Raw genomic sequence first — 13,445 nt, 5'->3', positions numbered from 1 at the left:
ACTGTGATGATTGCTCTGTAGTTACGGTCTAAACTGTCACTGAGGATAGTCTAGAATCATCGTATGCAGTTAGGAAACTTTGAGCCGGCATCTTCCAAAGGAGAAGCCACGCCTGTCCGTACCTTTATTTTTGGTGGGTGTGTGAGTCGGGACACTGTTGAGTTCGCTAAGCACACCGACTTCAAAGTGCTCCGCTATGTGGCACGTCAGTCTCTACTTTCCGTGGGCTCAGACGCGAAATCCAATATTCCTGATTTCAAACTGAAAAGCTCTTTCCAGCAGCGCATGTTAGAGAGTGATTTGTCGGGAAACCTCATGCGCGAAATATCGAAGAAAAACGGTATTGATGTTTTTGTCTGGGACTTGGTCGTTGAACGGACCGGGGTTTGGGAGTTTCCAGATGGGAGCATTGCTACCAATAGCGCGGAACTTAGGCGGCTGGAGGGCGTGCCCCAAATCCTGAAAACGGCCAGAAAGATTCCTTTCGGGTCCGCCGAGCACTTCCAGCGTTGGCAGGGGGCTGCAGCTTTATTTACTGAGTTTTTGGATTTTCTTGGTTTGAAGCAAAAATGCCTAGTCTTGGCACCGGAATGGGCCGAGTATCGCTCAGACAATAAGAAGACTGGCCGGATACGTGGTTTATCTGCCTCGCAGTACAATGAGATGTTCCGTAAATATTACGTGGTTCTAGAAAGACTGGGGATTACTGTGTCAAGGATCGACGGCACAGTAGCTGACGAGAACCATAAGTGGGGAAATGCACCATTCCACTTCACTCGTTCGGCGTATGCTTCGATGGAGTACGAGATTAAGAAATCAGTACACCAGACTAGGAATTAGCGGCATAGATATGAAACTAGAAGGTTTGCTGGCTTCCTTGCTGAAGGGAGCTCGTCAAATCCCGCACGGTATTAGAGCGCGAGTATATCGGGGGCGTTCCAGAGTCGAGGCGACTGTGGGTACTCGCTTTCTCGGACCGGATTTGGACGAAAACGCGAAATCCACCCTGCAAAGAGCTTGGCGCGGGTTGTCAGACGCTGCGGTGGGAGAGAATCGGCGAAGGTCTGGCAATAGCGGGGAAGTGCGGGCTTTTTCGCGTGGATACGAGTTCAGCAACCAAGGGTTTCTTCAACCACCGCCTTCACCGCGTTGGAAAGAGCTGGCTCTAGGTGAGGGGCGCCTTCGGGTTGAAGAAAACCTTCCTGTTGCATTGGCCCAGAAACGTGGAGTCTCAGTTGCCGTGCTGGGGGTTGCTATCGACTCGGAAGAAGGAATATCTGATAGTGACCTCATCGCTGACCGTATTGCTGATCTAATATTGTCTGGAAATAGCCTCGATGCGATTGATGAGTACGTCCTGTGGCTAGGGGGCCGGTTCGTCCTTATCGCCGGGCGTGATGACCAGTGGCGTATTCACGTAGATGCAATGGCAAGCAGAAGTTGTTACTGGACCGTCAGAAATAAACAACTTTTCGCTGCATCGCATTCTGCGTTGGTCGCTAGAGAGATAGAAGAATTCTCGAGGAAGCGAGCATATTGGGTTCTTTCAAATCCTGACTATGTGAGTGCTGCGGGAAAATGGTTGCCAGGCCGCATTACGCCGCATGATTGCACCGACCTAGTAAGTGCTAATTGTGTGCTGTCTTTTGACGGAGAAAGGGCCCTGCACTCCCGCATTTTCCCATTGGAAAAGCACCGAGTATCAGCAGAATATTCGCCAAAAGAGGTCGCTCGCATTCTGATTGGTGAGCTTAGGGTGCAGACTTCGGCGTGGCTCAATTCCTCTGATAAAACCTATCTCGCTTTGACCTCAGGCCAAGATTCTTTGGTAGTTCTGTTGTCATGCATTGATCTTTTCCAAAAACACTTCACGAAAGCTATGACCTACATTTTCGCGGAGAGAAAGGATCCTTTAGGGATCAATGATCTCCAAGGAGCCAATTTCCTAGCTTTGCTGTCTGGTCTGCAACACAAGGTAGTGAAAGTGGAACCGTTCATTTTTGAGGGAAAGGGACCTGACCCCTGTTTGGTGGACACCTGATATCCAGCCCAGTCGGGCTGGAAGAAAGGTAATCTACCACCATGTCCAGGTACTCCGAACAGTTCAAACGCGATGCCGTGGCCCTCTACGAAAACAATGAGGACCTCTCACTGAACTCAGCATCAGCAGAGCTCGGTATCAACCGTGCCTCGCTGCATTCTTGGATCAAGAAGTACGGCACCGGCAAACGTGCCCGCACAAAAAGCATGCGCGACAAGGTCCAAGCAGCGAATGATTCCGAACGGATCCGCCAGTTAGAAAAAGAGAACGCAAAGCTGCGCGAAGAACGTGACATCCTGCGCAAGGCCGCGAAATATTTTGCCGAAGAGACTCACTGGTGATCCGCTTCCAGTTTGTCTATGACCACCGAACCGAATTCTCGGTTAAGCGGATGTGCCAGGTGTTAAAGCTCAATCGCTCCTCGTTCTACAAATGGGTGCAAACCCGCGAAGAACGCAGGTTAAAGACGTGTTCGGATGCTCTTATTGGTGCAAGAATCAAGACCATCTTCGATGATGAATACGGGCTTTATGGTGCTAAACGCATCGCTGCAAGCCTTAAAGCCGATACGAGCTTTGGCCCGATAAATCACAAGAAAGTCGCACGAATCATGAAATCCATGGGACTTAAAGGCTTTACCAAACGCCGCCGATGCGTCACTACCAGGCGTAAGCCTGGTCACCGCGTCATGCCAGATCTAGTAGGCCGCAGATTCACAGCTGACAGGCCAAACCACGTCTATGTAGGCGACATTACGTACCTGCCGTGTAAGGGCGGCAAGAACATGTACCTGGCCACGGTCATCGACGTCTACTCGCGCAAACTTGTCGGACATGCACTCGCCGATCACATGCGGGTATCACTGGTTATCGAAGCTTTGTCCCATGCCAGGAAAGTCCGCGGAAGCCTTAAAGGGGCAATTTTCCATTCTGATCACGGCAGCGTGTACACCTCACAAGCCTTTAGGAACTATTGCTCGTCGTTGGGTGTGCGCCAGTCTATGGGAGCGGTAGGAACGAGTGCTGATAACGCCCTAGCAGAATCGTTTAACGCCACGCTCAAGCGGGAAATCTTGCGTGACAGGAAAGTCTTTGACAATCCGATCTCCTGCCGCCAAGAAGTCTTCCGGTGGTGCATGCGCTACAACACACGCCGACGGCACTCCTGGTGCAATCTTTCAGCTCCTGACGTCTTTGAAGCCGAGAATTCAGCTACACTGACTAGAGCAGCATAGCTAACCCCCGACGTGTCCACTTTCCGGGGGTCAGGCCCAAGTTTGCTTCCGCGTACAAACGATCGTTTCCTACTTGGGCTCGTTTTCCGGCTTTAGCCAAAACTATGTGGCAGAACTTCCCCAAAGAATCCGTAGTCCTTTTTGGGATCGGTGGTGAAATCGGCACAGTCTTTTATAGAGATAGGACTGAAAGTCCAGTAAACGGCGAAATTCTAGCCGAAAAGTTTACGACGAGTAAATTTTCCTCCAATTCTCGCCTTGTCGCAGAGATGGAGGAGTACATAGCTTATACGCAGCTAGATTCAGTCTCCCCGTCGCTAGCAAGCTTCTATGACCTCTATTATTGGGAAAATCGAATGACCAGTTGGGCTGCTGCGGGATACTCCGAATATGAGTTAGGGCCCTCAATAGGTCTTCCGTTCAATACTAGGAGAATAATCTGGCCAATGCTCAATTTGTCGTACGAGAATCGGTTAAACAAAGCAGTGTACAAAACAATAATTCGTTGGAGTGGGTGGCCTCTGTGACTCAAAATGGAAGAATAAACAAGATGGTGAATAAAACTGAATACTATTTTAAACGGGCGCGTCAGGTGGCCCGAGATGAAGGCCCTTCTGAATTAATACGCCAGACTAAAAGGCGATTTAACGTAGGAACGGTAAGCAAAAGGACCGCTACGTTTGACCCACTGGCAGTAACCGCCCAAGGGAAAACTAACAGGACAAGCCCATTCAAGGACCTACGCGTTGGCGTAATCATGGATGAATTTTCTCTCCTGGCATGGGGAGAGGAATTTACAATCGTGCCAATCTTGCCTGGGGAAGAATCGAAACTTCAATCCCTTGAGCTTGATTTATTCTTGGTCGAGAGTGCTTGGGACGGAAATGGAGGAGCCTGGAAATACCAATTGACTGGCGGTGCCGCTCCCAGCACCGCGCTTTCCGTGATCGTCGAGCAATGTAAGCAACTTGGGATTCCTACGGCCTTCTGGAATAAAGAGGATCCTCCCCATTTTGAGGACTTCTTGGATACTGCACGATTGTTCGATTTCGTGTTTACGAGTGATGTCAATTTGGTAGGTGCCTATAAGCAGGCTTTGGGGCATGACCGAGTGTGGCCTTTGAGCTTTGCTGCTCAGCCTGCGATTCATAACCCTATCCGGACTGATATGCCTAACTATCAGAAAGGAGACGTGGCTTTTGCAGGCATGTATTTTGCTCACAAATATCCAGAACGCCGTGAGCAAATGGAGATGCTGCTGGGCGGAGCTATGGACGCATCAGGGCATCTTGAAGACGGTCTCCGTATCTTCTCTAGATTCGAGGGAAAAGACGAGCGTTATCTTTTCCCGCAGCCGTTTTCCCAAAGAGTTGTGGGGTCTCTGCCGTACGAAAAAATGATTGCGGCTTACAAGAATTTCAAAGTCTTCCTAAATGTAAACTCTGTAGTCGACAGTCCCAGTATGTGCTCCCGTAGAGTGTTTGAACTTCTTGCTTCTGGCACGCCTGTAGTCTCTACATGGAGCAAGGCACTTGAGGAGACTTTTCCTTCTACTGAATTAGTGCTTGTAGATAGTAGGGAAGAAGCCACGTTGTCTATTCGTGCCTTGGTTAATTCTCCTGAGTTGAGAGACAGGCTGGTACATCGGGCGCAAAGAAGGATCTGGGAGAGCCATACCTATACAACTCGGGCAATGGAGATTTTGGAACGAGTTAGTCCCTCTGAATTTGAAGGTCTGAAGACTAAACCAAAAGTTAGTGTTATTTGCTCTACGGTGCGGGAAGGGCAATTGAAGCATGTATTTGAGCAGGTAGGTCGGCAATCCGGAGTGGATGTCGAGCTGATTTTGGTTCTGCACGGGATTCAAGTTGGTGACAAGGAGATTGCAAACTTCGCTGAGGAGGCGAAAGTTCATCAATACCGTGTACTTAGGGAGGAGCGAAGTTCCTCGCTAGGAGAGTGCTTAAATGCAGGTATCGCTGCTTCGTCAGGCGATTTCATCGCCAAGTTTGATGATGATGATTTTTACTTTGCTTCATATCTTTTGGATATGTATAACTCGTGGTCCTTTTCTGGTGCTGACCTGGTAGGCAAACAGGCAAACTATGCGTTTTTGGGCAATGAAGAATTGCTGATAGTTAGGCGGCCGGAGAGGGAACATCGCTGGACGAACTTCGTAGCTGGCCCTACTTTCTTCGGCCCCCGCAATACGTTTGCGGAAAATAAATTTGAGGCGCGTTCCCGAGGGGAAGACACTGCGTTTATTCGTTCTCTTTTGAGGAAAGGGGGGAAAATATATTCCACAGACCGCTTCAACTTTGTTCAGATGAGAAATGCTGGACAACATACTTGGGAAGTCTCAAATGCATCGTTTCTGGCTAACGGGCAGGTCGTGGGGATTGGTCGGAATTTCGAGGCTGTTGAATGCTAGATGGACCGCGTGCTCCCCAAGGGTTTTCGATGTAGGAGCGTCCCCTTTGTGGAATAATATACTGCGGTTCTAGAACGTCGAATTAAAATTTGAAAATACTTTTTCTCCCGAGGAGGGGTTTTAGTGAGCATCGAAGAGAAACAATTGGGACCCATAAACAAGGTTTGTGTTGTTGGGCTGGGATACATTGGTCTCCCGACTGCAGCTTTTATCGCTGATTCTGGTATCTCCGTAGTGGGGGTGGACATCAATGAGCGCCATGTGGAGAAGATCAACAATGGTGAAATGCCCTTTTTTGAACCTGGCTTCGAAGCTTTATTAAAAAGCGTAGTCGCCGATGGACATCTCAAGGCTGATACAGAAGTAGCGGAAGCAGACGCGTTCATTGTGGCTGTCCCGACGCCGTTCAATGATGACTATTCAGTCAATATGTCCTACATCGAAGCGGCAGCGAAGAATATTGCTCCTGTGCTTCGACCGGGGGCGCTCGTGGTCCTAGAATCAACCTCCCCTCCAGGGACCACTGAAAAGATGGCTGAAATTCTTTTAGCCGAAAGGCCGGACCTATCGACGGATCCTGAAAGTGCTAACCGTCTCTTAGTCGCACACTGTCCTGAGCGGGTATTACCGGGCAAGATTATGGAGGAGATGGCCGCTAATGACCGAGTTATCGGAGGCCTAAATCCCCTGTCGACGGATAGGGCGAAACAGCTATACTCCTCTTTCTGCAATGGCGAGATGCTATTGACGAATGCAACAACCGCTGAGATGGCAAAGCTGACCGAGAACTCGTTCAGGGACGTGAATATTGCCTTTGCAAACGAGCTGTCAATCATCTCAGACAAGCTTGGAATTGATGTTTGGGAATTGATTGAACTCGCCAACCATCACCCACGAGTCAATATTCTGAATCCGGGCCCTGGTGTGGGTGGCCACTGCATTGCAGTTGATCCTTGGTTCATTGTTTCTTCGGCTCAGGAGGAAGCCAAGCTGATCCGTACGGCGAGGGAGGTTAATGACGGCAAGCCTGCCTACGTTATTGCCAAAATTACTGAAGCAGTCGAGGCCGAAGGCGCAGATTCAATCGCCGCACTGGGAATAGCATTTAAGCCGGATATCGATGATTTGAGAGAATCCCCTGCTCTGTCTATCGTGCAACAAATGGCCGAGAAGTGGCCAGAGAAAAACATCCTAGTAGCTGAGCCTAATGTGAATGAGCTGCCCGAGAGTCTAACCGCATATCAAAACGTGCAGCTAGTTGACGCTTCTCACGCGATATCTTCAAGCCCCGTGGTTGCTGTCTTAGTGGACCATACACCTTTCAAGAGCCTCGAAAAGAGCGTCTTGGAAGGAAAGAATGTCGTTGACACACGTGGCATGTGGAGCTGATCCTAGGGATGAAGAGGTTGGAATCCGGCAAGTCGCTTGCAAGTCTTGCCGTGTTAGCCGCTGTGTTGTTAATAGCCGCGGTGCTGTCGAGCAATATGGTTCGCGCGGGGCTGCTGATCTTGGCGGTGTTAATAGCAGCTCTGATTTTGGTCTTGAGCGTTTCTTGGGCACGACGAGTGGAGGCACAACGCCGTCAGGATTACCGCAATGTAATGTCCGTTGCAAAGGAGTTGTCGCTGCTCCGAAACATGTCGGGGAGTATAGCTAAATCGAGAGAAAGTCAACGCTTTCAAGAAGAGCAACTCACTCAAATCAATTCCGCGGTCGAGGAATGGCGGGACGGGGAGACAGGCTCAGGGGGCAGAAGCTCAGAACCTCTATCCTATTTTTCGCCTAGGCGTATCTCTGCATCGAAGCCTGTCGAAAAGCCCAACTCCCATGTGGCTGGGCGACAGGCGGCGCTGCAAGACACTGGGGAGGGTTCCAAGGAAAAACTACGGGAACTGCTCTATCCTGCCAGCGAAGTGAGTCGAGTAGTGGCCGTTTTAGGCTCTTCCGAACTACGTGAAATTCTTTCAGACTTTTGCTCCGTCCGGAAAATAGATTCTGCCGTTGACCTGGCGAAGGCAGGGAACGACATTTCCTACCTCGTTATCGAAGAAGCATCTTTAACCTCTGGTCGCTGGTTCGGGAGTCTTTCAGCTCAGGGAACGCATCTTTTCCAGGAGCTCCATAGCCAGATTATGAAAGCGCAACGAAACGGTAATGTCGTTACGGCGGTAGTGGCTAATGCACCAGCTTCACACATGACGAGCGTTTTGCGTGACGCCGCTGATGTTGTGCTTTCTAAGAAGTCAAGGAAAGATTCTCGGAGCGCCGAAATGGCGAACCCAGTGATAAAGGCCATCGACGCATACGCGTGTAAGTGAGGTTAAGAAGTGAGCATAGCTGTAGTTTATGGGGACATCAGCCCGAATGTTGTCGATGGTTCGTCCATTTGGCTCATGTCAATAACCGAAACGCTTTCAAAGACATGCGATGAGGTCCATCTCCAGCTCAAAATGAAGCCGGATAACTATCGTCTCTTACAGTCCGTAGACAAGATTGAAAACGTCGTTCTACATCTTCCTCCGGACACCAGTTCTCCACTCAACGAGGAAGCCGCGGTTCCTGTCCTTGAATCGTTGACGAATAAGGTCGGTGCTGACATCCTCGTTTCTCGAGGACTGAATTTGGCACACACATTAAGTCGCTCTTCGACCTTGGCGCCGATACTTTGGGCTTATATAACGGATCTTCCTTTCCCAATCACCAAGCTTTCTAAAACCAATGTAGGCCGTTTGCAAAGAATCTCGGCGAACTCTCGGAGAGTATTTGTACAAACTGAAGCGGCCCGAAGCTATCTAGAATCGATCGCTCCATTCGCGGCAGGGAAGACCTGCTTGATGCTTCCGATGGTACCGAGTGAGGCGTTTTCCAAGGAGAAACGCGGGGAGAACTACGAACAGTCGGACAAGCTCCGCATTGTCTATGCGGGAAAGATGGCTAAGGACTGGAAGACACTCGAAATGCTGGAGATTCCCAAGCATCTGAGAAAGTTGGGAATCGACTCAGAGCTATTAGTTGTCGGAGACAAGATAAATAGGGATAAGAGAGAACCTTCTTGGCACATTCAGATGAAAGATGCGCTAGAGAAGGCAGCGGCAGATGCTGATAGCGGAGTTGAATGGTTAGGTGGTGTATCTCGGGATGAATCCATGGCAGCCATTTCGTCCGCCCATATTGGATTAGGTTGGCGGACAGCGGTACTAGATTCAAGCCTTGAGGTTTCCACAAAGGCGTTAGAATATTCTGCCCTTGGAACTCCTGCCTTAGTTAACTTTAACGAAGACTCCCGTGCTCTCTTCGGTAGCGATTATCCATTCTTTATCGATGCGCAAGCTACCGCAGTGGATGCCGCAAAGGTCATTGCGAAAACCGCAAACTCTATTGACCTAATGAGCCCAAAGGTTCGGGGCAAGGTAGCAAACTTTTCAATGGATTCAGCGGTAGATCGTCTAACTGGCTACTTCGAAGCGGCCGGCATAGTCCGTTCTAGTAAGCGTGCAGTGCCTATGGATGCGATTAAGGTCGTAATCGCATCCCACGATTTCAAGTTCATGGGCGAATTAGTGGATGCGCTTGAGAAGGATCCACGGTTCATACTCGAGAAGGACGTGTGGTCGTCTCTGCATCAGCATGACGAAGAACGCAGCCGAAAACTAGTCGATTGGGCGGACGTTGTATTTTGCGAATGGTGTGGGGCCTGACCCCCGGAAAGTGGACACGTCGGGGGTTAGCTATGCTGCTCTAGTCAGTGTAGCTGAATTCTCGGCTTCAAAGACGTCAGGAGCTGAAAGATTGCACCAGGAGTGCCGTCGGCGTGTGTTGTAGCGCATGCACCACCGGAAGACTTCTTGGCGGCAGGAGATCGGATTGTCAAAGACTTTCCTGTCACGCAAGATTTCCCGCTTGAGCGTGGCGTTAAACGATTCTGCTAGGGCGTTATCAGCACTCGTTCCTACCGCTCCCATAGACTGGCGCACACCCAACGACGAGCAATAGTTCCTAAAGGCTTGTGAGGTGTACACGCTGCCGTGATCAGAATGGAAAATTGCCCCTTTAAGGCTTCCGCGGACTTTCCTGGCATGGGACAAAGCTTCGATAACCAGTGATACCCGCATGTGATCGGCGAGTGCATGTCCGACAAGTTTGCGCGAGTAGACGTCGATGACCGTGGCCAGGTACATGTTCTTGCCGCCCTTACACGGCAGGTACGTAATGTCGCCTACATAGACGTGGTTTGGCCTGTCAGCTGTGAATCTGCGGCCTACTAGATCTGGCATGACGCGGTGACCAGGCTTACGCCTGGTAGTGACGCATCGGCGGCGTTTGGTAAAGCCTTTAAGTCCCATGGATTTCATGATTCGTGCGACTTTCTTGTGATTTATCGGGCCAAAGCTCGTATCGGCTTTAAGGCTTGCAGCGATGCGTTTAGCACCATAAAGCCCGTATTCATCATCGAAGATGGTCTTGATTCTTGCACCAATAAGAGCATCCGAACACGTCTTTAACCTGCGTTCTTCGCGGGTTTGCACCCATTTGTAGAACGAGGAGCGATTGAGCTTTAACACCTGGCACATCCGCTTAACCGAGAATTCGGTTCGGTGGTCATAGACAAACTGGAAGCGGATCACCAGTGAGTCTCTTCGGCAAAATATTTCGCGGCCTTGCGCAGGATGTCACGTTCTTCGCGCAGCTTTGCGTTCTCTTTTTCTAACTGGCGGATCCGTTCGGAATCATTCGCTGCTTGGACCTTGTCGCGCATGCTTTTTGTGCGGGCACGTTTGCCGGTGCCGTACTTCTTGATCCAAGAATGCAGCGAGGCACGGTTGATACCGAGCTCTGCTGATGCTGAGTTCAGTGAGAGGTCCTCATTGTTTTCGTAGAGGGCCACGGCATCGCGTTTGAACTGTTCGGAGTACCTGGACATGGTGGTAGATTACCTTTCTTCCAGCCCGACTGGGCTGGATATCAGGTGTCCACCAAACAGGGGTCAGGTCCGTGGTCCGTCAGTTCGCTGGTATGCAGAGCATAAGCGAGCAGGGCAGAGGCTAATTAGTCGTCTACATGGATTCGAACTTCGTGGTCCCGGTCCATGGATGAAGGAAATCGACTGGCAGGCCGTGGACGAATTGATTTTCGTTTCGCAGCATTACGAGGAATTGGCGCTGGAACGACTTCCGCTCCAATCCACGGCTACTCGGGTAATTCCAAATGCAATTGATTTAGTGGACTTTGACCGGGAAAAGCTTTTTGGAGCTCAGTTCCATATTGGTCTGGTCGGCTACGTTCCCTTCTTGAAGCGACCAGATAGAGCTGTTTCATTTTTTGAAGAGCTATTGGAACAAGACGACCGGTACATCCTTCACATAAGAGGCAGGGCCCCATGGGAATACCCTCACGAATGGAGTAAGCCGCTGCAGAAGCAGTTGTATCTAGATTTTTTCTCATCTATTGCCTCGAACGAGCGACTACGGGATCACGTAGTGTTTGAAGATTTTGGGCCAGATATGGCGTCTTGGTTTAGGAAGATCGGCATCGTGTTGTCGCCAAGTGATGAGGAAAGTTTCCATCTTGCGCCTGCAGAAGGAATGGCCTCGCGTGCAGTCCCCATCGTGTGGGAGAGAGAAGGGGCGAAGAACATTTTTGGTCCGTATGTAGATGGAGGTAGTGACCTCGCAATCGATCGCGTACTCGCCCTACGTGAACCGGAGACATTTGCAGAAGAGGGCCAAAAGGCACGTGAATACGCCTCCCGTTGGGGGGTTAAGAAAATTATTTCCGAATGGATCGAAGCCTTGACCGGGCAAAATATTGCCGTCAAGGAGTCTGAGCCTACGGAAACTATCTAGGAGCTAGGATGTCCATTTACCTTTTGGCGGTGCCTAAGAAGAAGCTTCGCTCTACCGTTTCTGACGACCTTGCAGAGCATAATTCCGAACTGCTACGGCGGTGCTTCCAGAAATACCGCAGTTTGGTCAGTGATCACTATCGCAGTGAAATAAAAGTTTCCACACCGGGACAGCATGGGACTGCCTCTATAGGCGTGTGGAAAAGGAAGAATGAGTCGAACCGCGTCGTCGCAAAGAAAGACTGGTGGGCGCATTCGAGCGGCCAGGATGTTTCCGAGCTCCTGTTAGAGAAGGTGTCCAGGCGTGGCGGCGAGGTTGTTTACACCGATCCTGTTTGGGGCAGCTATACGGCGATCTGGGGTGAGCGCTATCGCGATCGCGTCATACTATGGAACACAATTCCGGCTCTAGAAGCGGTACATTATGCGGAGACGGAAGATTATGTTTTCGCTAGCAACAGACCACTTCTTGCTGCAGTAGCAAGAGCAGAGGGAGAAGCTTCTCCAGTGGCATTGGAAACTGACTTTTTAGATCAGTATTTGATGTTTGGGTTTAACCTCGATGCCGTATCTCCGTTTGAAGGCGTATCTACGATTGCAGTGGACGAGGCACTCGAGGTTAATGGCGGAGAAGTAAAGATTATTCCTCGTCCAGCAGGTCTAACCGCGAACCTCCCTAACCTTCACTCTGAAGAGGAAGCAGCTGAAGCACTCGCCGACGCGCTAAAGGCCTCTACGCACAGAGCTTTAGCGAATTTTTCGGGCAAAAACGTCCAAGTACGAATGAGTGGCGGTAAAGACAGCCGGTTATTGCTCGGACTAGTTAGGGACTCGGAGCAATCTGTCTATGGGGTAACCTTTGGCAAGCCGAATGATGAAGAAGTCCGAGTGGCGCATAATTTGTGCCGAGCAGCTAAAAAGAACTTGGAAGTAACTGCACCAGCCCCAGTTGATCGGTCAAGCTTGGCGGAAAAGGTTGATCGAACAATTCTCATGTCTGATGGCATCCCGGCATCTGAACCACATACTTCTATTTATTATGGATCCTCGCCGCGTGTTGCCGGTGACGCAATCATGCTGGGGCAGTGGCCACTAATGAAGGGCGGTCAGGCAAAGAAGCTGCACTATTCTGGGTCGGGCTTGCAAAACGCTTTGCGACGACAAGCCGGGTGGTTCGTAAACGAGGGAATCCGAGCGCAGTACGCTTATTTCCTTGAACAATGGCAGCGTGAAGTAGAGACGTCTATCGACCTCGAGTACTTGTATCTCTTTGCCCGAAACTTTAGGTCGGGACGTTGGCTGCATGCACATATAAACCTTTACGAGCGTGATGCAGTCATTGCTTATCCAATCGCTGATGAAGAGGTAGCTGCGATTTCTGACGCTATGACGATGTCAGAGAAGGTTTCACAGCGTGTTCTCTTTAGGGCCTTAGAAATGATTTGGCCCGAAGCGAACCGCATTCCTTTGTCCAACGGCAATAAATGGCGGTTTGAGAGTGCTGGTCCGGCGGAGAATCTTGGAGAAGACTCCTTTGCCGAGCGATATGCCGAAGTTCCTGCTCATGAGAGCGATGAATTCCTACAGGTGGATCCTCGGCTTAAAGATTCAAAAGCGATAGAGTACACCAAAGCTGTGGCCGTTCAGATGGCCAGTGAGTTGGTGGAATCTGCTAACTGGGATCTGCTCATTTCAAAGGTCACTCCCGAATTTGGGAAGATCTTGGAAGCGGCCGCAAACGGAGAACTTATCGTTCCCGAAAAGTCGTCTCAAAGAGAGATCGTGAAATTCATTTGGCGTTTGTACGTGGCTGACCGTTGGCTGCGGAAGGAATGGCTAGCGGCGAAAGATGACTAGCCCAAGGCTGTAGGTCGGTGAACATGATGTGCTCATGCTC

General features: G+C 50.3%; 10 protein-coding genes. 9 read left to right on the top strand and 1 reads right to left on the bottom strand.

Features of this window, described 5'->3' with window-relative positions:
• Positions 1-63: 63 nt before the first annotated feature.
• The 7 genes from BJ985_RS05190 to BJ985_RS05160 all read left to right on the top strand — a co-directional run bounded on the left by BJ985_RS05190 (position 64) and on the right by BJ985_RS05160 (position 9,404).
• Positions 64-840 (top strand): DUF6270 domain-containing protein, encoded by a 777-nt coding sequence (locus tag BJ985_RS05190; RefSeq protein WP_179386815.1) that lies wholly within the window; start codon positions 64-66, stop codon positions 838-840.
• Between the two features lie 10 nt (positions 841-850).
• On the top strand, positions 851-2,041 hold the full coding sequence (locus BJ985_RS05185; RefSeq protein ID WP_179386814.1) for a hypothetical protein: 1,191 nt from the start codon (positions 851-853) through the stop codon (positions 2,039-2,041).
• A gap of 41 nt (positions 2,042-2,082) precedes the next feature.
• Positions 2,083-3,275 (top strand): IS3 family transposase gene (locus BJ985_RS05180; protein ID WP_100067808.1). Its coding sequence is split into 2 segments (ribosomal slippage): positions 2,083-2,362 and positions 2,362-3,275, totalling 1,194 coding nucleotides; the frame shifts between segments, so codons are not numbered across the junction.
• Between the two features lie 550 nt (positions 3,276-3,825).
• Entirely contained in the window at positions 3,826-5,706 is a 1,881-nt protein-coding gene (locus tag BJ985_RS05175; protein WP_236587104.1) for a glycosyltransferase family protein, read from the top strand.
• 123 nt (positions 5,707-5,829) lie between these two features.
• The gene (wecC, locus tag BJ985_RS05170; protein ID WP_284815461.1) at positions 5,830-7,095 is read left to right on the top strand and encodes a UDP-N-acetyl-D-mannosamine dehydrogenase; all 1,266 of its coding nucleotides are present in this window, start codon (positions 5,830-5,832) and stop codon (positions 7,093-7,095) included.
• Between the two features lie 8 nt (positions 7,096-7,103).
• Positions 7,104-8,024, top strand: a complete 921-nt coding sequence (locus BJ985_RS05165; RefSeq protein ID WP_179386813.1) for a hypothetical protein — start codon at positions 7,104-7,106, stop codon at positions 8,022-8,024.
• 9 nt (positions 8,025-8,033) lie between these two features.
• Entirely contained in the window at positions 8,034-9,404 is a 1,371-nt protein-coding gene (locus tag BJ985_RS05160) for a glycosyltransferase family protein (RefSeq protein ID WP_179386812.1), read from the top strand.
• Positions 9,405-9,434: 30 nt separating this feature from the next.
• Here BJ985_RS05160 and BJ985_RS05155 read toward each other — a convergent pair.
• Positions 9,435-10,627 (bottom strand): IS3 family transposase gene (locus BJ985_RS05155; protein ID WP_100067808.1). Its coding sequence is split into 2 segments (ribosomal slippage): positions 9,435-10,348 and positions 10,348-10,627, totalling 1,194 coding nucleotides; the frame shifts between segments, so codons are not numbered across the junction.
• 169 nt (positions 10,628-10,796) lie between these two features.
• On the opposite strand from BJ985_RS05155, the gene BJ985_RS05150 reads away from it, so the two are divergent.
• Positions 10,797-11,549, top strand: coding sequence for a glycosyltransferase (locus BJ985_RS05150; RefSeq protein WP_179386811.1), 753 nt, complete (start codon positions 10,797-10,799; stop codon positions 11,547-11,549).
• Between the two features lie 8 nt (positions 11,550-11,557).
• Complete coding sequence (locus BJ985_RS05145) at positions 11,558-13,405, top strand: hypothetical protein (RefSeq protein WP_179386810.1); 1,848 nt, start codon at positions 11,558-11,560, stop codon at positions 13,403-13,405.
• The last annotated feature ends 40 nt before the right edge of the window (positions 13,406-13,445 follow it).

This window comes from Corynebacterium tuberculostearicum, from assembly GCF_013408445.1.
Classification (GTDB): Bacteria; Actinomycetota; Actinomycetes; order Mycobacteriales; family Mycobacteriaceae; genus Corynebacterium; species Corynebacterium tuberculostearicum.
Note: the sequence above shows the minus strand (reverse complement) of the source record. Positions and strands in the feature narration are given on the sequence as shown.